Below are 23,104 nucleotides of genomic sequence, written 5' to 3'. Positions count from 1 at the left end.
GCGTCCGCCGCACGCCTCTTGTCTGAGACGATTCGCGCCGCCGACCCGACGGCCGCGCTAGACTTGCGTCACATACACAGCAGGAATGAGGAGGGCGTATGCCTCAGGAATTTGAACAGGCGCAGGCCGCGACCGAAGCCGTCGCCGAGCAGGAGGCCACAGCCGTCGCCGCGCAGGAGTCGAGCGACCAGCTCGACGTGCTTGACGCGGTGCTCGACGACATCGAATCGACCTTGGCCACCAACGCCGAGGAATACGTGAGCAGCTTCGTGCAGAAAGGCGGCGAGTGATGCCGCAGCTGCGCGACAGCTCCACCAGCGCGAACGCCCAGGAACCCGTATCATCCGCCGCGATGAGCGGGTTCTGCCGTATTTTCGGTGTGGAAACCGAATATGGCGTGTCTGTCACCGGCGCGGATAAGCCCGTGGATGCGGGGCAGGTGGCGATGACGATGTTCCAGCCGGTCGTTTCGCGTTCGCGCTCCACCAACACCTACCTGACCAACGGGTCGCGGCTGTATCTCGACGTCGGTTCGCATCCGGAATACGCCACCGCCGAAGCGCGCGACCCGTTCGGCGCGCTGGTCCAAGACCTGGCGGGGGAGCGCGTGATGCGTAGGCTCGCCATGCAGGCGCAGGAACGGCTGCGCGAATCGCACGGCACGAACGCCGCCATCCATGTGTTTAAAAACAACGTGGACTCGGCTGGGCATGCCTTCGGATGCCATGAGAACTATCTGGTGCGTCGTTTCGTGCCGTTGGAGAACGTGGAGCGCGAGCTGCTGCCGTTCCTTATCACCCGCCAGCTGTTCACCGGCGCTGGGCGGGTCACCGACGAGGGATTGCAGATCACGCAGCGCGCGGATTTTCTGGACGAGGCCGTCTCATCGGCCACCACACGCGCCAGACCCATGGTGAACACGCGCGACGAACCGCATGCCGACCCGGACAGCTTCCGCCGCCTGCATGTGATCATCGGGGATTCCAACCGCTCGCAGTGGGCCACATGGATGAAGCTCGCCACCACGCATCTGGTGCTGTGCGTGATGGAATACGCCGCGCGCGCCGGCGTGCCGTCGGGATTCGAGCCGATGGCGCTGGCTGATCCGGCCGCGGCGAACCGCGCCGTCAGCCGGTATCTGATGCGGAGCGATATCGCGTTGGAGACGACTGATGGCATGATGTCACCGCTGGCCATGCAGCGCCGGTACCTGAGCGTGGTCGAGGCTTTCGCCGCCGAACGGGCGGATGCGTTGAACGACGCGCTGAGTGGTGCGTTGGGTGCCGTTTCCGGAGGTTCTTCGGGTTCCGCGGATGACTCGTCAGAAGAGACCTTCGGTGGCGCTGTGGGCGATGCCAATGCGAACGGTGCGAACGACGTGCCGTATGTGCTGGAGCAGTGGCGCGAAGCGTTGGACGTGTTGGAATCCGGCGATTTCGACGTGCTCGCCGACCGTGTGGATTGGGCGGCGAAACGACGTCTGTTCGCGGCCTTGAAAGCTCGTCATCCTGGAATCGGCCGCTCTCGTCTGGAGCATCTTGAATTGGATTATCACGACGTGGCCAACGGTCGGGTCTATGAGTCGCTGCTCGCCCGCGGGCAGATGCGCGTTCTGGTTGATGACGAGACCGCGTTCCGTGCGATGAACGAGCCTCCGGCGGGCACCAGGGCCGCGCTGCGTGGCGCGTTCGTCGACGCCGCGCTGAACGCCGGCGCGCAGTTCTCCTGCGACTGGACGCGACTGGTGGTCAGCGCTCCGACACGCCACGAGGTCGCGCTGCTCGACCCGTTCCGCGCCGAACCCACCGAAGAATACCTTCGCATGATGCGCACGTTGGGCAGAGAACGCCGGGAATGGAAAATCCCCCCGATTCCATATGAATCGAGGGGATTTTCCTAATACGTCAGTAGACGATGCCAAACTGGCCGATCTTACTTGGTGACGGCCTTCTTCAGCAGGGAGCCGGCGGAGATGCGGACACCGTAGGAAGCCGGGATGTTGATGGTCTCGCCGGTGCGCGGGTTACGGCCGGTGCGGGCGGCGCGCTTGACACGCTCAGCGGAGAAGAGACCGGTCAGCTTCAGGCCTTCGCCGGACTGCATGGCCTCGACGAACACATCCTGGAAAGCGTTGACGGCGGCTTCGGCCTGGGCCTTGGTCAGGTTGGACTTCTGAGCGATCTTCGAGACGAGATCAGACTTGTTGTATGCCATAAAGCATCCTTCTTTGTTTCCGGGGACCTGCTCTATTCGTTGCAAGGTCCATCGTCATCAATGATATTAGCGCACGGTCTACCGAAAACCCGCATTGCGTAAGGGTTTTTGCCGCATAATCACAGGTTTTGGCCCCTTCGTGCCCCTTGAGGGGCAAAATCAGACGAGATTACGCTTCGACAACCACCGCATTGCCAACGCTCCCAACGGAATACGCAGCCAGTAGAACACGACGCGGTACAGCAGTGTGGCCGAGAGCGCCACGCCTTGGGGAACGCCCACGGCCACGAACGCGAAGGTCAATGCCGCCTCCACGCCGCCCAGGCCGCCCGGTGTGGGCACGGCCGAGCCAAGTGCGTTGGCGAGCATGAACACGAACATCGTCTCGATGGGATTCGTGGTGGTGCCGAACGCCAGCAATGCCGCCCAAAACGCCAAGCCAAGCGCCATGTTCTGCACCAGCACGCCGACGGCGCTGCACGCCAGCGCGCGAGGTTGGGAAAGCACATCCCACAACTGGCTGGTATACGACTTGACGATGGGCACCAGCCTGCGTGCGATCAGCCTGCGGACCGGCGGAATCATCATCGCCACCGAACAGACGATCACCACCACGCCAAGCACGATGATCAGCGTGTTGGTGGGAATCATGCCGGAAAGCATGTCGCGGCCGGTGAACAGGCCGATGATCACCAGCATCGTCACATACACCGCGTAATACACCACCAGCACCGCGCTGATGATGGCGGTGGCCGGCGTGTTGCGGTAGCCGCTGCGGCGCAGGAACTGCAGGTTCACGAACGAGGGGCCTACGCCGGCCGGCATGGACACGGTGGCGAAACCGGCCGCCACCTGCGACATGAACACACCCATGGCATTGCGGCGGTCGTGGTCGATGAACGCGCCCAACGACAGGGACGAACCCAGCCAGGCGATAACGCTGAGCAGCAGGCAGAACGCGGCCATGGAGGGCCTCGCGTTGGTGACCGCGGCGATCACCTCGTCCGGCTTGAGCTGGGTGAACACCACGGCCACTGCCACGATCAGCAGCGCCATCGCGATGAACGAGCGCGGCGAGAAACGGGCCAGCGCCACGGGCTCCATCGATTCGGCGATCTCCTGCGGGCCCAAGGCGAGCAGCTGCTTGCGCAGGCGGTCGATCAGTTGGCGATCCCACGAGGGCAGCGCGCGGATGTCGGAGGGGACGGCGACCTTCTGGACGAACGGTGCGAGCTCGACCAGCGTGTCGGTGCCCCACGCGACCCGTGCGGACTCAATGGTGCGGTCGATGCCGATCAGCGCGCTCATCAGCGCGAACATCTGCACCTTGTCCAACGCGATGTTGGCGGGCATCGAAGCGTTGTCGCCGTTATGCCATCCAGCGATGATCGGCGTGCCGTCATCCAAGCGGGCGAGCGTGTCCGGAGTGATGCGGCGATGCGTGTACCCGCGGCGGTTGGCGACATCGAGATAGCGCATATAGGCGATGGCGTCGTCGTTGGTGAGCGTATTGAGATTGCAGGGCAGCGCCTGGGTGTTGGCGTCGAGCACCAGCACCGAGGAATCCTCGGTGTCGGCGATGCCATAGGGGCGTGAGACCGGCAGCCCCGCATGCTCCAAGCCCAACAGCATGGCCTGATGATGCTGGGTGGCATCGCGTGTGGAACGGTCGCGGCGCATGGAGACGCCGGTGAAACGCATCCACTGCCACAGCTGTTTGAGATAGCCGGCGGTATGGCGCTGGCCGTCGAGCACGGAGACGAGATAGCGGCGGCCATTGCGGGTCTGCATATCGTAGATGCGTGAGCCCTCGACCAGATCGTCGTCCAATACGGCGGTCAGGGCGTTGCCGGTGACGACGGGATCATGACGGCGCACCAGCGAGACGGGATTGAGCCCGATGCCTTTGAGCGCGACCACCAGCTGCTCGCCCCACACTCCGGTGTTGCGCGTGCCGACGATGAAGCGGATCAGCATGCCGATCACACGACCGGTTGCCAGCGCCACCACCATGCCCGCCACCGAATGCCACGACAGCACCACCATGATCGCGGCCAGCGCGTAAAGGATGTTCCACGCCCATTTGACGCTGGAACGGATGCGACGCGGGCCGGCGACGGTGAGGAACGCGCCGATGCCGGCGTAGACGTCCGGCAGCAGTCCAATGCCGGTCGCGGTCGCCGCGGAAGACATCGCAGCAATCAGCGCGGGACTGCCATTGATGCTGATCAGCGCGGAAATACCCCAGATCGCGCCATAGCCGACCAGCATGGCGACGGCCGAAACGGCGGCCTGCAACCATTCTCGCGAGATCAGCAATTGGGCGAGCACCATCACCACGATCACGATGGTGGCCAGCTGCTGCAGCACGGACGACGGCACGTCGGCCAACCATTCGATGGCCTGCGCCGCGGTATGCGCGTCGGATTCCACGCCGGCGGTCAGTCCGCGCATCGTGGCCGCGCACACCACCGCGACGATCGCGACGATCACCGACAGCGCCGCACGCGTCAGATCGCCGAAATCGCGGGTGCGGTGTGGCGCGATGTCATCGATATGCACGCCGTCCGCGGATCGCGCGGACGGCGAGTTCAACCCCGCCTCGAGGGATTCGGTCGTCTCCGAAGCGTGCCGATTGCTTTCGATGCCGTTCGTCATGCTGTGAACAGGTTGCTCCTTATGCAGAGGATTCGAGTGGGCTGGGCGGCCCCGGGTGTGGAGTCTCGGACCATAACGCCGTTGAGATGCGAGGGGTCGATCTCAACGGCGTCGGTTATGTGTGCGGTTGGCGCCCGTCAGCGGTCGAAGGCGACCAGCTGGTCGGCGACGCCGGTGTAGGTGGCGGGGGTGAGCGCCTTGAGGTACGCGGCGGTCGCCTCGTCGAAGGCGAGGGAATCGATGAACGACTCCACGTCCTTCTGGCTGATCTCGTGTCCGCGCATCAGCTCCTTGACCTTCTCGTACGGCTTCTCCATACCGGGCAGGCCCCTGAGCTCGCAGGCGCGCATGGCGGTCTGGATCGGCTCGCCGAGCACCTCCCAGTTCTCATCGAGCTCGCGCGCGATGACGATGTCGTTCGGGTGGATGGACTTCAGGCCTCCCATGAGATTGTTCAGGGCGAGCAGGCTGTAGCCCAATGCGGAGCCGATGTTGCGCTGCGTGGTGGAGTCGGTCAGATCGCGCTGCCAGCGGGATTCGACCAGCGTTGCGGCGAGCGTGTCGAGCAGCGAGCAGGAGAGTTCGAAGTTCGCCTCGGCGTTCTCGAAGCGGATCGGGTTCACCTTGTGCGGCATGGTGGACGAGCCGGTCGCGCCCTTGACGGGCACCTGCGCGAACACGCCGCGCGAAATGTACATCCACACGTCCACGCACAGGTTGTGCATGATGCGGTTGGCATGCGCCACCGTGCCGTAGAGCTCGGCCTGCCAGTCATGGCTTTCGATCTGCGTGGTCAGCGGATTCCAAGTAAGTCCCATGCGGTTGGTGACGAACTCGCGTGAGACGGCCACCCAATCCACGTTCGGCAGAGCGGCCAGATGCGCGCCGAAGGTGCCGGTCGCGCCGTTGATCTTGCCCAGATACTCCTGCGCCTTCAGATGCTTGAGCTGGCGGTTCAGGCGGTACACGTAGACGGCGAGCTCCTTGCCCAGCGTCGTCGGCGTGGCCGGCTGACCGTGGGTGAGGGAGAGCATGGCCATGCTCTTGTATTCCTCGGCCTTGGCGGCGAGGTGGTCGATGATCGCCTCGAAGTTCGGCAGCCACACCTGTTCCATCGCGTCCTTGACGCAACGGGCGGTGGAGAGGTTGTTGATGTCTTCGGAGGTGCAGGCGAAATGCACCAGGGTCTTGATGTTCGGCAGCTGCGTGTCGGCGCCGAGGGTTTCGGGCGCTTTGTCGAGCTGGTCGTCGATGTAGTATTCCACGGCCTTGACGTCGTGGTGGGTCACGGCCTCATGTGCGGCGTGGGCCGCGATGCCTTCGGCGCCGAAGTTCTCGGGGATGGCGCGCAGGAACGCGATCTCGGCGTCGGTGAAGGGCTTGACGCCTTCGACGATGGGCTGGTTGCCGTTGCCGTCGAAGCCGTTGGCGAGCAGAATCATCCACTCGACCTCGACGCGCATGCGCTCGCGGTTCAGGGCGGGTTCGCTCAAATATTCAACGAGGTCGGCGGTCTGCGCGTGATAACGGCCGTCGAGCGGAGTCAATGCGATTGCGGGGTAGATATCAGTAAGCTTCATAACTCTCTAGGGTACTTCCAGCCCAAGAATTGGAAAAGCGGTTCGTCGTCATTGCGCGCAGGTTTCTCGTCATCCCGAGCGAAGTCGAGGGATCTCGTCATTCCGGTTGAGATGCCTCGACTTCGCTTCGCTCCGCTCGGCATGACGAAGAAGGCGCGGATATGCCATTGTCATCCCGAGCCTTTCCTTTGTCATCCCGAGCGAAGTCGAGGGATCTCATAATCCTGTGAAGAAACGTCCATGGAAGGTCGGAGGTGACGGCGGATGGCAGGCGCGCGGATTCTGGTGGTCGAGGACGACGCGGACATTAACGAGGTGGTGTGCGCGCGGCTCACCCGCGCCGGATACGGCATGACGGCCGCATACTCGGGTTCCGAAGCCCGCATGCTGCTGGAACGCGAATCCTTCGATCTGATCGTCACCGACCTGATGCTGCCCGGTGTCTCCGGCGAATGGCTGATTGCCGACCTGCGCGAGCACGGTTCCGGCGCGCCGATTATCGTGATCTCCGCGCGCGGCACGGTGGGCGACCGTGTATCCGTGCTGGCGATGGGGGCGGACGATTATCTGGTCAAACCCTTCGACCTCGACGAACTCGCCGCCCGCGTCGAATCCCAGCTGCGCGGCCGTTCCTATGCTCTCGCCACGCTGGGTGACCGCGATGGCGTCACCCAAGATACGGAGCTGTTGGTCCGCCGAGGTGGTCAAACAGACGGCTCGAATTTGCGAACGGGGAGCCTCGGACATGACCTGTTAAGGGTCGGTCGTTGGTCGGTGAACGCGGCCGCCAGAGTGTTCTCCGTCGACGATGAGCCGGTGCCGTTGACCAACATCGAATTCAATATCGTCGAACTGCTGGCAGCCCACCCCAACCAGGTGTTCACCAAACAGCAGGTGTACGAGCTGTGTTGGGGTGAATCGTATCTGGTCGACGACAACACCGTCACCGCGCATATCTCGAAGATCCGCGCCAAACTCAAAGCCTCCGGCACGGACTCCTACATTCGTACCGTCTGGGGGTTGGGCGTCAAATTGACCGTCGAATAACCCCGATGTGAAGTTTGGTGTTTCGAGGTGCGGAGAAAACGGCTATGTGAACGCTACCATTGCAACATCAATCGTTTGACGCGGCCTTGTCTCGAAAGCCTGACACACCAAACTCGAAAAGCGTTCGTCCGGCATGCGGGAAACATCACGCTTTGGTAAGAAATAGGCGCTGATTGCGCAAGAAACGCATCGTAGCGTGAAACCATCGGCAATGAACGCAATGTGAATGGAGTGATGGCTATGGAAGCGGTGAGGGTTCGCGCGCTCGCCAAGCGATACGCGGGCAGACGGGTGATCGACGACTTCGAGATGCACGTGCCGCAAGGCGCGATCTACGGATTCGTCGGCAAGAACGGCGCCGGCAAATCCACGGTAATGAAGATGATCGCCGGATTGGTGACGCCGACCGACGGACAGATCACACTGTTCGGCGGGCAGACGCCCGATGTGCGACGTATCGGCGCGTTGATCGAGAATCCGGGTCTGCTGCCGAACCTGAACGCCTACGACATGATGATGACGCAGGCGCTCGCCCTCGGAGTCCCCGACCCCAAAACCGCCTGCCGCGACCTATTGGCGCAGGTGGGGCTCGGCGAGGCCGGACGCAAACCAATCAAAGGCTTTTCGCTGGGTATGAAGCAACGGCTCGGCATCGCCTTGGCGTTGTTGGGAGGTCCGGATCTGCTGCTGCTCGACGAGCCGCTGAACGGCCTCGACCCCGAAGGGGCCCGCGCCATGCGCAACTATCTGGTGAATCTCAACCAGACCCGCGGCATCACCATCGTGATCAGCTCGCACGTGCTCGACCAGTTGGAGCGCATGTGCACGCATTACGGCGTGATCGCAAACGGCCGCATGACGCGCGAGATGACCGCCGGCGACGTGGAACGCGAATGCGGGCAAAGCCTGCGCGTGCGCACCGCCGAGCCGACGAGGACATTGGCTCTGTTGGAGGATGCCCTCGATCTGAGGAATTCACTCACGAATGGTGACGGCATAGGCGAGACGACGCGTCTCGTCGCCGAACCTGACGGGTCGATCATCATCTCCGGCGCATTTGATGCCGACCGGATATCGGGCATCCTGCACGCCAATGGGCAGGAGGTTCGCGAGATGTCCATGCAATCCAAGGACATGGAGGAATACTTTGTGTCTCTCATGGAATCGCGCGGACGCTGAAGAGGAGGGAACAAGCCATGATCAACATATTCAAATCCGATATCTATCGTCTGATTCACGGGCGCAAACTCTGGGTGATGACCGCGCTGATCGCCGTGATGAATATCGGTCTGATTGCCCTGAGCTTCTATATGGTCCGGCATGTGGAGGGCGAACTCGATGCCGATACCGCGATATTCGATTCCATGCGATTCGACAGCCATGCCATGCTGTTGAGCGAATTGGGCATCACCGACGCCGCGTTGAGTGTTCTGGCGACGATTTTCGCGGTGTTGGTCGTCAACGAGGATTTCGAAACCGGCTTCGTCAAAAACCTCGCAGCCGGACGGCCCATGGGAGGCTACTATGTCGGCAGGCTGCTGACGTTGGCGGCACTGACGGTGTGGCATACGCTGGTGTACATCGTGTCCGCGGAGATCGGATTTGGCATCTTGGGATTCCGTTTCGACCAACGGGAGGATTGGGGCATCTACCTCGGTTTTGTGGGGTTGGTGATGCTGGGCGTGTTCGCGATGTCCTCCGTCGTTGCATTCGCCACATGGCTGTTTCGCAGCAGGGGAGTGGGCATCGTCACGATGATTGTGGTACAGCCAACGGGTCCTGCGGAAGTCGCGTTGTTCACTGCCGCTCAGTTGTTCGATAAGCCGGACTCGCCATGGTTCGCAAACGCGATGGAATGGCTGCCCTCCTACAATTTCTCACAGCTCGACGCCACCGCCACAATCGGCGGCATGCCGGTGTGGCTGCATGCGTTGATTGCCTTCGTCGGATGGGTCGCGCTCGCCGGCGGCGCCGCGGTGCTGGTCAACCGCCGCCGCGACGTGTGCTGAGGTGAGGAAGCATGCGGCGGTTAGGATGGGCGTATGGGATATGTGCTGGTGCTGGTCGTGGGAATCGCGTGCGGCGCGCTGGGCGTGGCGGCGGTGGTCGCCCATGAGCATCGGCGCGCGGCGCGGTTCCTCACGCGTCGGCCGGCCGACGGCAACGCCCGCCTGGACGTGCGTGTATCCGGGATGGCCTGGGGCGAGCTGGCCGCTTCAATCAACGCCGCGCTCGATGAGATCCAGTCGGAACGCATCCAATCCATCGGTGATCGGCAGGAGTTCCAGCGGGGCATGTCGGCCCTCGCCCACGATGTGCGCACGCCTTTGATGGGCGCGCAGGGCCATATCCAGCTCGCGTTGGACGGAGTCGACGAGTCGCCCTGCGGAAAGGAGCCGTCCCGGCATTTGACCGCGGCACTCAACCGTCTGAACGATATGCGCGATCTGCTTGACCAACTGTTCTCCTATGCGCGCGCCAACGACCCCGACCGGGCGCTCGAGATCGAATCAGTGGCCGTGCATCCGCTGGTCGCCGGCGTTCTGGTGGGCCATTACCCCGAGTTCGAGGAGCGCGGCTGGGAGCCGTCCGTGGATTTCGAGGACGAGGCGTTCTCGGTCGAGGCGGACAGGGCCGCGCTGGTGCGCATCGTCGACAATCTCGTCATCAACATGCTGCGTCATGGCGAGGGCGCGCCGACGATCGTCCAGCGTGGGGGAGTCGTCTCGTTCTCCAACGCCGTGGACGGACCGGCTGTGGCGTCGCTCGATCCCGACCGTTTGTTCGCCCGGTTCTACCAAGCCGATGACGCCCGTTCGTCCGGCGGCTCCGGATTGGGTCTTTCGGTCGCCCAATCCTTGGCCCAATCCATGGGCATGTCCCTGACAGCACGGCTGGAGCGTGCAGACGGTGATGTCGCTGGCGCGGACACCCTGCCCCAATTGGTGATCGACCTACGCGTTCACTAGCTGGTACGCGCGTTGGTGGAACGGGTCATGCGGCCTTCGAAGTAGCGGGTTTCCTTGAGTTCTCCGGCGATGGTCTCCTGAAAATGCTGCTCGTGTCGTTGCAGTGCGGGCGATCCCAGGTCGGTGGCGTTCTGATAGGCCGCCTGATGGTATTTGAGCCAGTGGCTCAGCTCGCGCTGCGTGGTGGAACCCAATACGGGTGCCGCATCGAAGGGCGTCGCTCCGGCGACCGGCGTGGATCCCGGCGTGCACGACCCATTCTCGTCGACGCTCGCTTCGGTTGCGTTCGGCGCGAGGGAGACGTGCCCGCGCACCGTCAGCCAATTATCGGTGGCGGGATTCTCTGCTCCATCCAACGCCGCCACCAACTCGTCGTCGATTTCGATGCTGGTGACCCACGTGTTCTCGCCGATGGGGTGGTTGGCCACCGGCGAGCCGGCCGTCACCACATGTTGGATGTTGTAGTCATCCGCCTTGTCTGCGGCGATGGCCGCGGCCACGATGCCACCCTGCGAGTGCCCGATCAACGCCACCGGATCGTTCTCGCCGATTCCCGCCTGCTCCATCGCCTCCACGACCATGCGCGCGCTGTCCGCCTTCATGCGTCGATCCGCGTCGGAACTCATCAACTCCACGTTCTGCGCCCATCCGAACGGCGAATCCGCTTGTCCGTCGGTACCGGGAATGGTGACCAGCCATGCATTCGACCCGTCGGCCCGCTCATAGCGTTGGATGGCGATGGTGGCGTATTCGAGTCCGCTGTCGAGATCCACCTTGCCCAACCGCTCCTCGGCAAGCCGCCGCAGGTTCTCCAAGGAATCGCCCACCGACGTGCTGGCCCGTACCACCGATGTCCGCGACGTGACCTCGCGCACATGCAGTTGGTCGCCTTGTGCGAGGTTCTTCACCGGAGCGGACACGCCGGCGATGCGCCCCGCCGCCGTGTTGACCTCGTCGGTGCGGGCCAATCCCACTCCGACTGGCACGCCGCCGACCTTCGCGCCGATGCCCGACATCATGCCCTCCTGGAATCTCGCCGTGGTGGTGGACATCCATGCGGGATTCGGTTTGCCTTCGACCGCCCATCCGGCGAGCAGTCCGCCGGCCGCCAACGCGCCCGTGCCGGCGGCCGCGTATCCGGGTTTGATCTGGGTGCCCACCTGCATCATTTCGGTGAGGATGCGGCGCGAGGCGAGTTCGGCGTCGGCGTACAGCGAGTGGGCGCGGACCAGAAGCTGCGCCATATCGGACAGCGCATCACCCAGCCGTCGGCAGTCGACGGCATGGTTCGAGCAGCGCGAGGACAACGTCTGATAGGGGAGCGTCGTGTGCTGCGCGTTTGAGGCGGTGATATCGCCCGAGGCGAGCGTCGGGCACATCGGCGCGCTGGCGCGATGTGAGCCGAGCTGCACGCCCGTGGAACTCCACGAGGACGACAGCGCACCCAACGCGCAGGCCTCACTGTCCAACGCGCGGGCGATACGGGCGTATTCCTCCACGGTGGCGGGCGTGAAACCCTTACCGCCGTAGATATGCGAAGTGACTTGCCAGCTCATGGCGCACCTGCCGACAATGAAAGCCGTATGGTGGCGTCCATCTCGCCTGACAACGCGGCGGCTTCACGCGCCACATTATCGAGCCGCGTGCGGAACAGGGTGGCCGCGCGGCCCTGCCATGAGATGTCTCGCGATTGCGCGATGGCCGTCGCGGCGCGTTCGAGCGCGGCTTCGGTGGAACGTGCCGTGACGGCGATGAGATCCCGGCTGGACTGGACCGCCGCATGGCATGGGCATGAGGAGTCGAAGGCCGTGACCGTATTGCCGGCGAGCCCCGACCAGGGCGAATACGACTGGGGTGTGGGTAATGCGTTCATGATTCCAGTCAAAGGGGAAACGAGTGCCGTTGTCCAGCCGGAACGGGTTATGTGGTTCGAGCCTCGAAGTTATCCACATTGTCGGCGAAGACGTACCCCCATGCATCTTGGAATTGCGCTAGCGGGTTATCCTCCAATGCTCCAGCGCATATGGCGTTGGATGAAAAGATTGGCTGCGTGGCAAATGCCCCCGCAAGCATTGCGGCGGGATGATTCGGAATCCCTCCGCAATTGGCGTGTCACGCCGAACGTATGAACATCAGTTCTCAACAAGGCTGCGAAACTCGCTTTTTCATGGATGTTGACGTTAACATCATCAAAGTGTTAACGTAAACATCAATGGAGGAAGCAATTCTTCCAAAGGAACGGGGAACTCCGTGGTCGTGGTTGATCTCTGCGGAGTTCCCGCGCATCGTTCCACCCGAATAATCGGAAAATTCGAAGGAGAAATCGACGAGAGCGTCGGCAAGCCGTACAACGACGCCGCATGGACCAACGTGCTGTCGGCGACGACATCCACGTCCATCCCCCAGGATCAGGCACCGATCGCCGCATGGCGGCGTACCGGCATCCTCGAGCGGTACGGCCCCGACATCCCGACCACATGAAAGGCTTCATCATGACAACAGTGACTATGTCCGGCGTCCGTCTGGCGCATGACGACCGTGGAGAGGTCGCCCAGCTCCACGGTTTGGGCATCCAAAAATTCGGCGACCTGTACTACGCCTATGGCGAGAACAAGGTGAAGGGCAATCTCTTCCAAGGCGTCGCCTGCTACACCTCGCCGGACTTGCGGGATTGGACGAATCAGGGCATCGTGCTGCCGGTTCGCGACGAAGGTCTGCTTGCGGCGAACACTATCGCGGAGCGCCCCAAAGTGCTGCGGTGCCCGTCCACCGGCGAATATGTGATGTACATTCACGCGGAACGCCATGACTACAGCTACGCGCATGTGGCGGTGGCCGTGGCCGACAATCCGCTCGGCCCGTTCCGATTCCTGTTCTCGATGCAGCCGTTCGGCAATATCAGCCGCGACATCGGCGTGTTCCAGGACGAGGACGGCGAAGGCTACCTGCTGTCCGAGGACCGCGAACATGGCACGCATATCTATCGTCTGTCCGCCGACTACCACAGCGTGGTCGAGGACGTCGTGTGTCTCAAAGGCACCAACTATGTGTTTGGATATGAATCCCCGACCATGATTCGCCATGAGGGGCTGTACTACTGGTTCGGCTCGCAGCTGACCGGTTGGGATTGCAACGACAATATGTTCGCCACCGCGCCGGCCATCGAAGGCCCGTGGAGCGATTGGAAGCCGTTCACTCCGGAAGGCTCGCGCACTTTCGACTCCCAATGCGATCTGGTGCTGCCGTTGCCTGATGGGCAGTTCCTGTACATCGGCGATCGCTGGAATCCCGACGATCTGGGCAATTCTCCCACGCTATGGCTGCCGATTCGCATCGGCGACGGCAATGCCAGCCTCGAATGGCATGACGAATGGCAGTACGAGGCGTGACGCGTCAGTCGCTTGGCGCTTGATACGCATGATGCCGTGGGCGACGGTTGACCGTCATCCACGGCATCATGCTATGCGGGCGAAATCACGACATCGAGCGTGATCACCACGGTTTGGGGGTTTGAGTGCCGCCGGACTGACCTTCCTGCTGAGTGTCGGAGGAATCGGAGGTGTCGGAATCCTGTGAGCCGGTGGACGACTGGTTGGATTGCAGCAGTTCCTCCACCTGTGCCCGCTGTTCCTCGGTCAGTCCGCCACCCTGCTCCGTCGAATCCTGGTTCGACGAGTCGGTGTCGGCATTATCGGAGGAGCCGTTCTGCTGCTGGTCGAGCTGCTCGCGGGCAAGGGTCGTCAGCGAACGCGAGGCCTCGCTGTTCGCATCGATGGCTTCGCGGATCTGGCTGAGCAGCAGTGGACGGAATGTGTTCGCCTCGTCGAATTGGGCGTCGGTCTGCTCCTGCAAAGCACTTAACGTATCGTAGTCGACCGTCTCCTCGGAGGCCGAGGCGAGGTTCTCCTGCAGACTGCGGGTGGCCGCGTTGAAGGTGAGTACGGCGGCGAGATTCACCGCGGCCACGCAGGCACCCAGCGCCAGCACCGCCGCCGCGGCGATCAGCGCGATACGCACGCCCAACGGCGCATGTGACGCACGCGACGTCTGGGACGCGCGGGGCGTGGACTTGCCCATACCATCGCCCGTGCCATTGCCCGTATTGCCCATACGGCTCATATCAGCCTCCTTGACGTGGCGATCCACGCGCCGGCCTCCATGGCCAGCAACGCCAGCAGCACGATCGCCTCGGGCCATACCACCGGGGTGGTGCGCAGGCGTTCCTTGGTGGTGCTGGTGACGCGCCACTGGTTTGATGCTTCGGCCGAAACGCCGTTCGCCAGCGTCTGCTCGGCGGACAGGATGATGGTGGTGCCGCTCATCTCGTCGGCGAGTTCGTTCAGCGTGGTCTCGTCCATCGTGGAGATGCCGGGCTCGCCCGTATCCGGGTCGGTGACCCAATTCTCGGAGTCCGGATCGATCGCGCCCACACCATCCGAGACCACGGGGATGCGCCCGCCCTCGGTGGAACCCACGCCCACGGCGAAGGCGTCATCCAAGTACTGGCGCAGCGATGAGAACGTGCGTCGGGTCCCGGTCGAGGTCTGCTCGCCGTCGGTGATGAGGTACAGCACGATGGCATCGTCGGGATGCTGCTCGCGAATCGACTTCAAGGTGAGCAGCAGCTGGTCGATCGGCTCGTCCAAGCTGGAGCCGGCCGAAACCGAAGTGGATTCCACCGACAGGGTGTCGGCCCAATTGTCGATCGCCAGCGCGTCGGGCGTCAGCGGCACGTCCAGCGTCGCGGACGCGCCGAAGCGCAGGGCCGCGAAGCTCGCGTCGGCATACTGTTCGGTCAGGTCATGCACGGCCTGTTTGGCGGCGTCCAGCCGGCTGACTGTCTCGTCGGCCCCGTAATGCGCGTCCGTGACGGCCATGGATCCGGTCACATCGACGGCGACCACCACGTCGGTGGCGTTCACCGCGCGGCTGGTGGTGGAGGAGACCACGCTGGGGGTGAGCACCATCAGCGCCAACGTCAGGCAGATCAGCACGCGCCGCACGCAGGCGAACAGCGTTTCGTCGCTGTCGGCGCGCCGCACATGCAGCACCACCTGAACCACGGCCATCACGCACAACAGCGCGACCAACGCGATCGCGACCGGCCATCCGAGCTCGGGGGAGAAGGTGAACTGACTCATCGACGCAACCTCCAAGCTGCCAGCAGCCACAGCACGACCATCACCACCAACGCCAGCACCCACCAGCCGGGCGCGTCGACCATGGCGGCCTTGCTGGCCTCATCGTTCTGGGCGTCGCGGCGCTGCTGGATCTCACGCACCAATTCCTCGACCGAAGAGCCGTTGGATTGGGTGAGGAACACGCCGCCGTGCGCTTCGATCTGCTCGCGCATGGCGAGGGTGTCCTCGTCGCCTTCGCTGGAGCGGGGGCCGGAATACAGGCCGTCGACCGTGATGTCCGCGCTGCTGGTCAGGTCCAACGCCTGCTCGAGCGTGTAGGTGGGGTCTCCCGACACCACATTGTCGGTGGCGAGCACGATCGACGCGGCGCGTTGGCGTTCGGCGTTCGCCTCGTTCGCCTCGCCGTAGGCGAAGCCGGGCAGCATGGCCGCGCAGGAGACCACGCCGTCGCCGATCAGCGAAGTGGCGTTCTGCTTGTTCTGCGTGCCCTCCAGCCAGTCGGCGATGCTCTGGTATTGGATGTCGGTCATCTGGTCGATGTCGTCCTGCGTCTGTACGCCTTCGAGCACTTCGCTCGCCTTGGTGAGCTGGTCGGTGACCAGTTCGTAGTCGTCGGTCAGGGGGAAGACGGTGCGCGAGGTCGAGTTGAAGATGCTCAGGCCGATGCGTTCGCCCTCGAAACTCTCCACCAAGCTCAGGTAGGTGTCGATCACCTCGCGGTCGTAGGGCAGGGTGGAGCCGGACACGTCCAAGCACAGCACGATATCGCGTCCGCTGGCCTGCTCCTGCCCTTGGTCGACGCGCAAGGGGCGCGCGACCAGCACGATCGCCACCGCGATCATCACGGCGAGCAGCGCGATGCCGATCCGGCTGAGCATACGCCACTGGCCCATCAGGCGCGAGGCCTCATCGGTGGCGAGATCGTCATCCAGCGAGAACACCGCATCGTCGCCCATATCGTCGGGTTTCGTGCGCGTGGCGAACACCACGGCCAGCACGATGACGGCCACCGCCGCCAGCACGGCGGCCAGCGCGGCCCACGGCCATTGCCATTGCATGCTCATCGCCGCCACCTTTCCACCAGATTCGACACCCAACCGGCCGCCTCATCGACCTCGACGCCGCGGGCGCGGCTGTTCACCGCGGCATTGGCGAATTCGGGCGGATACAAGGCCTCGATGGTCTGGCGCAACAGTTGCAATCCTCCGCGCGCGGTGCCGGCGTGCTGCGACGCCAGATCGGTCAGCGTGCTCGCGACCAGGTCGCGGCCGCTGGAGAGGGAGGCGAATTCGCGGGCGATCTGCGCCAACGCCACGAATGCTTCCTCACGGGAGATTTCGCCGTCGTGGTACGCGCGCGTCACCTTGGCAATACGTGCGCGCCACTGCGCCTTATCCGAAGCGTGGGTGTGCGCTCCGCGGGCGGGTTTCGTCGCCACCCGGCGCGGGCGCGACAGCAGCACCGCAACGGCCGCCAGCACGGCGGCCAACAGCAGGCAAACCGCCAGGAACACCAGCAGCGGCGTGGCCAGCGACAGTTCGCCGACGGTGTTGATTTCGTTCAGATCCGTAGCGACACCCCTCATGCCCGACCTCCCGGTGAGACGGCCGCGCCGGCCAGATTCAGCGTGGGGGCGGCGTTGAGATGGTTGCGCGTGGAATACGCCAGCGCGCGCGACATCAGCGCCACGAACGCGGAGAACATCTGCTCGCTGGAGACGGCGCGGATCATATGCGAACCCGTTTTGCGCAGCTCGCGCTCCAACGCCGCGGCCATATACTCGCGGTGCGTGTCGACCTCGCGCGCGGCGCGGGCAGCGCGCAAAAACGCGGGCACCCGGCGTTCGCTGGTGCCGTCCAGCGGGGATTTGCGGCCCGGAGCCAACGGCTGGAAGGGATTCATCGTGGCCACGTCGATCAGCACGATCGGATGCGTGCGCGCGATGCGGCGAATCTGTTCCAGATGGCGTTCGGCCAACGCATGCTCGTCGGTGGCGAGCACGATCAGCGCCTCGCGGTCCTTGATACGACGGGCGTATTCCAACATCGCGTCGATATTGCGCCCATGCTTCCAATCGCGGTCCAACGCTTGGTCCAGCGTGCGCTCGAACTGGGCGAATCCGCCGTTGAACGGCACTCGTGTGATGCTCGCCTCATGGCACATCACCAGCGACACCTCGTCGGACCGGCGCAGCGACAGGGCCGCGAACATACGCAACGCGTTGGCGGCGACCTCGTACGCGCGTTCGCCCGAAACGCAGGTGCCGCGCATCTGGATCCCCACATCCATCAGCAGCCACACATGCGAGGTCGCGGGCCTCTCGCGCTGCACCACCATGGGGCGGCCCATGCGCGCGCTCGCCTTCCAGTCGATAAGGCGCGATTCGTCGCCTGGCTCGTAGACGCGCACATCCAGCGCGTCATCCGCGCCGCCGCGCTGGTCGGAGGAGTGTTCGCCCTCCAGCACGCCCAACGCCCGTCGAACTGTGGGCAGACTCAATTGGGTGCCGAGGGCCTCGATCTTCCTGCGGATCGGGTCGTCGTTACCGGTTGAACTCATGGAACGGGAACCGTTTCGACGATGCGGTCGACGATCTGGTCGGTGCTCACGCCGTCGGCCAGCGCCTCGAAGGTAAGCATGATGCGGTGGCGCAGCACCTCGTGGGCGAAGGCCTTGATGTCCTCCGGCACCACATAGTCGCGTCCGGCCAGCAGCGCGTTGGCCTGGCCGATGCGAATCAGGGCGATCGAGGCGCGCGGGCTGGCGCCCAAACGCACCAGCGAGGCGAGTCCTTGGATCGGGCGCGATCCCGCGCCGCGCGAGGTGGCGGCCAGATCGACCGCGTAACGCATGATCGCGTCGGAGACGTGCACGCGCCGGGCGGCCGAACGCAGGAACTCCACATCGTTTAAGGAGATCTTCTCGCCGGTGATGGTGTCGGGGCCGATCATATCGGATCCGCGGCGGGTGAGCATCGCCAGCATGCGCGTCTCATCCTCGGCGGAGGGATAGGTCATGACGGCCTTCATCATAAAGCGGTCCATCTGGGCTTCAGGCAGGTTGAAGGTGCCCTCCTCCTCGATGGGGTTCTCGGTGGCGATCACCATGAACGGCCGCGGCAGGGCGATGCGCTGTCCACCGACGGTGGTGGCGCCTTCGGCCATCGCCTCAAGCATGGCGGACTGGGTTTTCGCGTTGGAACGGTTGATCTCGTCCAACAGCACGAAATTCGCGTGGATCGGGCCGATCTGCGTGGTGAACTTCTGCGTGGAGAAGTCGAACACCTGCGTGCCCACCAGATCGGAGGGCATCAGGTCGGGCGTGCACTGCACGCGCTTGAACGTGCCGGAGACGCAGGTGGCCAGCGTCTGCGCCGCGGTGGTTTTGGCCAGACCGGGCACGGATTCGATCAGCACATGGCCGCCGGCGACCAGCGTGACGATCAGGGATTCACGCAGACTCGTCTGCCCGACCAGCGTGAGTGCGAAACGCGAGCGGATCGTATCCGCCAGCGCGCGGGCTCGCTTGACATCGGCGGGAGCGAGCGCGGCGGCTGCCTGAGGCGCGGGAGCTGCGGTCGGTGCCACGGCCGGTTTCGGGGGCATCTGCGGTTGTGTGGGGAATAAAGCCATGCCCACCACGGTAACAAGTCTTGCTGACGGAAGCCGAAAAATGGCGGAATACAGCCGCTTTCGTCAGGCCGTGGGCAGCGACCAATCCACGGGTTCGGCCCCCATGGCGGCCAACGCGGCATTGGCGCGCGAGAACGGCCTGGAGCCGAAGAATCCACGCGAGGCCGACAGCGGGCTCGGATGCGGCGACTTGATGATGGCGGCGTTCGTCAGCAGCGGTTCGAGGCTTTGCGCGTTGCGTCCCCACAGAATCGCCACCAGCGGGCGCGGGCGGCCCTGCTCGTCGACGCGGGCGTTCAACGCGCGGATCGCGGCCTCGGTCACCTCCTCCCACCCCTTGCCCTGATGGCTGTTGGGCTGGCCCACACCGACGGTGAGGCATCTGTTGAGCAGCATCACCCCGCGTTCGGTCCACGGCGTCAGATCGCCGTTGGCGGGCGCGGGCAGACCCAGGTCGGAGGCGAGCTCCTTATAGATATTGATCAGGCTTTTCGGCAGCGGCCGCACGTCGGGCGCCACGGAGAAGCTCAATCCCACCGGATGGCCCGGCGTGGGGTAGGGGTCCTGGCCCACGATCAGCACTTTGATCGAATCGAAGGGCAAGGTGAAGGCGCGCAGGATATTCGCGCTTGCCGGCAGCCAGGGGCGGCCCGCGGCGGTTTCGGCCCGCAGGAAGTCGCCCATGCGGTGGACCGTGGGCTCCACATCGGCCAAGGCCTGGGCCCAACCCGGTTCGATCAGCTGCTGTAGCGGTTTGACATGCGCGTTCATGCGCTCCACTGTAGAAGAAGCACGGGGCAAAACGTGCATATCCGGTGCATGCCGCGTGCCGTGAGATGCCGATTTCGGTCAATCCGGTTACACTCGTGGATAGTTTGAACGGAAGGGTGACGATTATGGCACGCACTGATAAAACGACGTATGAGGACTACAACAGGGACGCGTTCGACAATCCGCCGAAGGGTCCTGTCGGTGTGCACCGCGGACCGCGCTCGCTGGGTTCGCGTGTGATGCCGTATATCGTCGTCGTGCTGGTCGCCGCCCTGTTCGGCCTCGGCGCGTGGGGCGTGTTCTCGGGCGAGTTGGCGAATGTGCGCTTCCCGTGGCAGTCCTCCGACACTTCGCAGACCGCCGACGACCAGACCGATGCGGATGACTCGGCCACCACCGACGGCACGGACGCCTCGGATGGAACGGATGCCGCCGACTCGGATGCGCAGACCGGCACGGACGGTTCCACCGACGGCGAGCAGCAGGATCAGACCACCACCGAGGATCAGACCCAGTCCACTGTGAACAAAGAAACCGCCGTGAGCGTGGTCAACGCCACCGGCATCCAGGGATACGCCGCCCAGCAGGCGGGCGTGCTGCAATCCGCAGGATATGCCAACGTCACCGCGGAGAATCCTGCGGGCACGGTGCCGGCGTCCACGGTGGTGTGGTACCAGAACGAGACCGACCGCGCCACCGCCGAGGATGTGGCGGCCACACTGGGCATCACCGCCGTCGAGCAGGCGGAAGGACTTACGTCTCCCATCACCGTGATGCTGCTGAGCTGAGGTTTTTCGTGGGACCCACCCCCGTTTATCTCCGACACGCCCTGTGACACGCTGTCAGACACGCTACAATGGGGCATCAGTCGCGAGGTAGGGGGAGCGCGATGCGGTTCTTTCTACATTCCCTGACATGAGTCGCGCAAATGGGAACGAAGGAAAGATCAACTATGACGCAGGGTACCGTGAAATTCTTTCTAGCCAAGAAGGGATTTGGATTCATCCACCCCGACGATGGCGGCGAGGATGTGTTCGTGCACTACTCGGAAATCAAAGAAGACGGCGGTGACGGCAAGTTCAAAATGCTCTATGAGGGCGATCGCGTGGAATATAGGCCCGCTGCCGGTGGCAAGGGCGCCCAGGCCGAGGAGGTCGTCAAAATCGCCTCCGCCGAAGAGACGGAGAGCTGAACGCGCAGGCGTCTGCATTAAGCCATAATCATGTTGTGAAGTCCCGGTTCGCCTTGAGCGACCGGGGCTTTTTCTATGTCTGTTTTCATGCCCTTGGCGCAATCGTCGCGCGCGATGTTGGCACTCGAGTGTCGAGAGTGCTAATCTCCTCAATTAGCACTCGAGGCGTGAGAGTGACAATCGGTGGCTGACGGCCGGTTGCCGCCCCGCTGTCCGTCGGGTGAGAACCAGTCCATTAGCCATTTGGAGGAACAACACACCATGGCAAAGATCATTGCGTATCAAGAGGATGCCCGTCAGGGAATGCTCGCGGGCCTCGACAAGCTCGCCAACACCGTGAAGGTCACGCTGGGACCCAAGGGCCGCAACGTCGTGCTCGACAAGGCCTACGGCGCGCCGACCATCACCAATGACGGCGTTTCCATCGCCAAGGAGATCGATCTGGATGATCCGTTCGAGCGCATCGGCGCCGAGCTGGTCAAGGAAGTCGCCAAGAAGACCGACGACGTCGCCGGCGACGGCACCACCACCGCCACCGTGCTCGCCCAGTCCCTCGTGCATGAGGGCCTGAAGAACGTGGTCGCCGGTTCCAACCCGATCGCGCTGCGCCGCGGCATCGAGAAGGCCACCGAAACCATCGTCAAGGAACTCGTCGCCGCCGCCAAGGACGTCGAGACCAAGGAGCAGATCGCCGCCACCGCGACCATCTCCGCCGCCGATCCGGAAGTCGGCGAGAAGATCGCCGAAGCGCTCGACAAGGTCGGCCAGGACGGCGTCGTGACCGTCGAGGACAACAACCGCTTCGGCCTGGACCTCGACTTCACCGAGGGCATGCGCTTCGACAAGGGCTACATCGCCCCCTACTTCGTGACCAACGCCGAGGACCAGACCGCCGTTCTGGACGAGCCCTACATCCTGCTGACCTCCGGCAAGGTGAGCTCCCAGCAGGACATCGTGCACGTGGCCGAGCTGGTCATGAAGTCCGGCAAGCCGCTGCTGATCATCGCCGAGGACGTCGACGGCGAGGCGCTGCCGACCCTGATCCTCAACAACATCCGCGGCACCTTCAAGTCTTGCGCCGTCAAGGCTCCGGGCTTCGGCGACCGCCGCAAGGCCATGCTGCAGGATATGGCCATCCTGACCGGCGCCCAGGTGGTGTCCGACGAGCTGGGTCTGAAGCTCGACTCCGTCGACGTCTCCGTGCTCGGCTCCGCCAAGAAGGTCATCGTCTCCAAGGATGAGACCACCATCGTCTCCGGCGCCGGCTCCACCGAGGATGTCGCCGCCCGCGTGGCCCAGATCCGCGCCGAGATCGAGAACACCGACTCCGACTACGACCGCGAGAAGCTGCAGGAGCGCCTGGCCAAGCTGGCCGGCGGTGTGGCCGTCATCAAGGTCGGCGCCGCCACCGAGGTGGAGGCCAAGGAGCGCAAGCACCGCATCGAGGATGCCGTGCGCAACGCCAAGGCCGCCATCGAGGAAGGCCTGCTGCCCGGCGGTGGCGTGGCCCTCGTCCAGGCCGCCAAGAAGGCCGAGTCCGATGCGGCCATCACCTCGCTGACCGGCGAGGAGGCCACCGGCGCCGCCATCGTGTTCCGCGCCATCGAGGCCCCGATCAAGCAGATCGCCGAGAACTCCGGCGTCTCCGGCGACGTGGTGTTCAACAAGGTGCGCGAGCTGCCCGAGGGCACCGGCTTCAACGCCGCCACCAACGAGTACGAGGACCTGCTGGCCGCCGGCGTCGCCGACCCGGTCAAGGTGACCCGTTCCGCCCTGCAGAACGCCGCCTCCATCGCCGGCCTGTTCCTGACTACCGAAGCCGTGGTGGCCAACAAGCCGGAACCGCCGGCGGCTCCCGCTCCGGGCGCCGACATGGGCTACTAAACCCAGATCGTCTCAC

Annotated in this window: 23 protein-coding genes; 11 read left to right on the top strand and 12 right to left on the bottom strand. The window is 64.0% G+C overall.

Annotation, left to right across the window (positions count from 1 at the left end; genetic code table 11):
• Positions 1-98: 98 nt before the first annotated feature.
• Both AC1AV0_RS01755 and AC1AV0_RS01750 read left to right on the top strand, forming a co-directional pair.
• Positions 99-290: a ubiquitin-like protein Pup gene (locus tag AC1AV0_RS01755; protein ID WP_476570766.1), complete on the top strand. Its 192-nt coding sequence runs from the start codon at positions 99-101 to the stop codon at positions 288-290.
• Complete coding sequence (locus AC1AV0_RS01750; RefSeq protein ID WP_476570765.1) at positions 290-1,900, top strand: proteasome accessory factor PafA2 family protein; 1,611 nt, start codon at positions 290-292, stop codon at positions 1,898-1,900. Before AC1AV0_RS01755 ends, AC1AV0_RS01750 begins: the two co-directional genes overlap by 1 nt.
• Before the next feature lie 32 nt (positions 1,901-1,932).
• Here AC1AV0_RS01750 and AC1AV0_RS01745 read toward each other — a convergent pair whose 3' ends face one another.
• The 3 genes from AC1AV0_RS01745 to purB all read right to left on the bottom strand — a co-directional run bounded on the left by AC1AV0_RS01745 (position 1,933) and on the right by purB (position 6,452).
• Complete coding sequence (locus tag AC1AV0_RS01745; protein ID WP_072726362.1) at positions 1,933-2,214, bottom strand: HU family DNA-binding protein; 282 nt, start codon at positions 2,212-2,214, stop codon at positions 1,933-1,935.
• A 159-nt stretch (positions 2,215-2,373) separates the two neighbouring features.
• Positions 2,374-4,872 carry a lysylphosphatidylglycerol synthase transmembrane domain-containing protein gene (locus AC1AV0_RS01740; protein ID WP_476570764.1) on the bottom strand — a complete coding sequence of 833 codons (2,499 nt, stop codon included), beginning with the start codon at positions 4,870-4,872 and terminating at the stop codon, positions 2,374-2,376.
• A gap of 137 nt (positions 4,873-5,009) precedes the next feature.
• Positions 5,010-6,452 carry an adenylosuccinate lyase gene (purB, locus tag AC1AV0_RS01735; RefSeq protein ID WP_476570763.1) on the bottom strand — a complete coding sequence of 481 codons (1,443 nt, stop codon included), beginning with the start codon at positions 6,450-6,452 and terminating at the stop codon, positions 5,010-5,012.
• A 264-nt stretch (positions 6,453-6,716) separates the two neighbouring features.
• On the opposite strand from purB, the gene AC1AV0_RS01730 reads away from it, so the two are divergent.
• The 4 genes from AC1AV0_RS01730 to AC1AV0_RS01715 all read left to right on the top strand — a co-directional run bounded on the left by AC1AV0_RS01730 (position 6,717) and on the right by AC1AV0_RS01715 (position 10,468).
• The gene (locus tag AC1AV0_RS01730; RefSeq protein WP_476570762.1) at positions 6,717-7,499 is read left to right on the top strand and encodes a response regulator transcription factor; all 783 of its coding nucleotides are present in this window, start codon (positions 6,717-6,719) and stop codon (positions 7,497-7,499) included.
• A gap of 234 nt (positions 7,500-7,733) precedes the next feature.
• The gene (locus AC1AV0_RS01725; protein WP_476570761.1) at positions 7,734-8,678 is read left to right on the top strand and encodes an ATP-binding cassette domain-containing protein; all 945 of its coding nucleotides are present in this window, start codon (positions 7,734-7,736) and stop codon (positions 8,676-8,678) included.
• Positions 8,679-8,695: 17 nt separating this feature from the next.
• The gene (locus AC1AV0_RS01720; protein ID WP_476570760.1) at positions 8,696-9,508 is read left to right on the top strand and encodes an ABC transporter permease; all 813 of its coding nucleotides are present in this window, start codon (positions 8,696-8,698) and stop codon (positions 9,506-9,508) included.
• 33 nt (positions 9,509-9,541) lie between these two features.
• On the top strand, positions 9,542-10,468 hold the full coding sequence (locus AC1AV0_RS01715) for a sensor histidine kinase (RefSeq protein ID WP_476570759.1): 927 nt from the start codon (positions 9,542-9,544) through the stop codon (positions 10,466-10,468).
• Here the strand turns inward: AC1AV0_RS01715 and AC1AV0_RS01710 are convergent.
• Positions 10,465-12,024, bottom strand: coding sequence for an alpha/beta fold hydrolase (locus AC1AV0_RS01710; protein ID WP_476570758.1), 1,560 nt, complete (start codon positions 12,022-12,024; stop codon positions 10,465-10,467). The genes AC1AV0_RS01715 and AC1AV0_RS01710 overlap by 4 nt on opposite strands.
• Positions 12,021-12,341, bottom strand: a complete 321-nt coding sequence (locus tag AC1AV0_RS01705) for a hypothetical protein (RefSeq protein WP_476570757.1) — start codon at positions 12,339-12,341, stop codon at positions 12,021-12,023. Before AC1AV0_RS01705 ends, AC1AV0_RS01710 begins: the two co-directional genes overlap by 4 nt.
• A gap of 377 nt (positions 12,342-12,718) precedes the next feature.
• On the opposite strand from AC1AV0_RS01705, the gene AC1AV0_RS01700 reads away from it, so the two are divergent.
• Both AC1AV0_RS01700 and AC1AV0_RS01695 read left to right on the top strand, forming a co-directional pair.
• On the top strand, positions 12,719-12,949 hold the full coding sequence (locus tag AC1AV0_RS01700; RefSeq protein WP_476570756.1) for a hypothetical protein: 231 nt from the start codon (positions 12,719-12,721) through the stop codon (positions 12,947-12,949).
• Between the two features lie 11 nt (positions 12,950-12,960).
• Positions 12,961-13,857, top strand: a complete 897-nt coding sequence (locus AC1AV0_RS01695; protein WP_476570755.1) for a family 43 glycosylhydrolase — start codon at positions 12,961-12,963, stop codon at positions 13,855-13,857.
• A 103-nt stretch (positions 13,858-13,960) separates the two neighbouring features.
• On the opposite strand, the gene AC1AV0_RS01690 is transcribed toward AC1AV0_RS01695, so the two are convergent.
• The 7 genes from AC1AV0_RS01690 to AC1AV0_RS01660 all read right to left on the bottom strand — a co-directional run bounded on the left by AC1AV0_RS01690 (position 13,961) and on the right by AC1AV0_RS01660 (position 20,012).
• Positions 13,961-14,587: a DUF6466 family protein gene (locus AC1AV0_RS01690; protein ID WP_476570754.1), complete on the bottom strand. Its 627-nt coding sequence runs from the start codon at positions 14,585-14,587 to the stop codon at positions 13,961-13,963.
• Positions 14,584-15,609 (bottom strand): VWA domain-containing protein, encoded by a 1,026-nt coding sequence (locus AC1AV0_RS01685; protein WP_476570753.1) that lies wholly within the window; start codon positions 15,607-15,609, stop codon positions 14,584-14,586. The genes AC1AV0_RS01690 and AC1AV0_RS01685 overlap by 4 nt, the downstream gene beginning before the upstream one ends.
• The gene (locus AC1AV0_RS01680) at positions 15,606-16,673 is read right to left on the bottom strand and encodes a vWA domain-containing protein (protein WP_476570752.1); all 1,068 of its coding nucleotides are present in this window, start codon (positions 16,671-16,673) and stop codon (positions 15,606-15,608) included. The genes AC1AV0_RS01685 and AC1AV0_RS01680 overlap by 4 nt, the downstream gene beginning before the upstream one ends.
• Entirely contained in the window at positions 16,670-17,194 is a 525-nt protein-coding gene (locus AC1AV0_RS01675; RefSeq protein ID WP_476570751.1) for a hypothetical protein, read from the bottom strand. The genes AC1AV0_RS01680 and AC1AV0_RS01675 overlap by 4 nt, the downstream gene beginning before the upstream one ends.
• Positions 17,191-18,168 (bottom strand): DUF58 domain-containing protein, encoded by a 978-nt coding sequence (locus AC1AV0_RS01670; protein WP_476570750.1) that lies wholly within the window; start codon positions 18,166-18,168, stop codon positions 17,191-17,193. The genes AC1AV0_RS01675 and AC1AV0_RS01670 overlap by 4 nt, the downstream gene beginning before the upstream one ends.
• Positions 18,165-19,241 (bottom strand): AAA family ATPase, encoded by a 1,077-nt coding sequence (locus AC1AV0_RS01665; protein WP_476570749.1) that lies wholly within the window; start codon positions 19,239-19,241, stop codon positions 18,165-18,167. The genes AC1AV0_RS01670 and AC1AV0_RS01665 overlap by 4 nt, the downstream gene beginning before the upstream one ends.
• Before the next feature lie 63 nt (positions 19,242-19,304).
• Positions 19,305-20,012 (bottom strand): uracil-DNA glycosylase, encoded by a 708-nt coding sequence (locus AC1AV0_RS01660; RefSeq protein WP_476570748.1) that lies wholly within the window; start codon positions 20,010-20,012, stop codon positions 19,305-19,307.
• Positions 20,013-20,137: 125 nt separating this feature from the next.
• Between AC1AV0_RS01660 and AC1AV0_RS01655 the strand changes: the two genes are divergently transcribed.
• From AC1AV0_RS01655 to groL, 3 genes are all read left to right on the top strand, one after another.
• Positions 20,138-20,800, top strand: coding sequence for a LytR C-terminal domain-containing protein (locus AC1AV0_RS01655; protein WP_476570747.1), 663 nt, complete (start codon positions 20,138-20,140; stop codon positions 20,798-20,800).
• 164 nt (positions 20,801-20,964) lie between these two features.
• Entirely contained in the window at positions 20,965-21,204 is a 240-nt protein-coding gene (locus tag AC1AV0_RS01650) for a cold-shock protein (RefSeq protein WP_476570746.1), read from the top strand.
• A gap of 261 nt (positions 21,205-21,465) precedes the next feature.
• Positions 21,466-23,088, top strand: a complete 1,623-nt coding sequence (gene groL, locus AC1AV0_RS01645) for a chaperonin GroEL (protein WP_476570745.1) — start codon at positions 21,466-21,468, stop codon at positions 23,086-23,088.
• Positions 23,089-23,104 lie beyond the last annotated feature (16 nt).

Source organism: Bifidobacterium sp. LH_558 (assembly GCF_056356295.1).
Note: the sequence above shows the minus strand (reverse complement) of the source record. Positions and strands in the feature narration are given on the sequence as shown.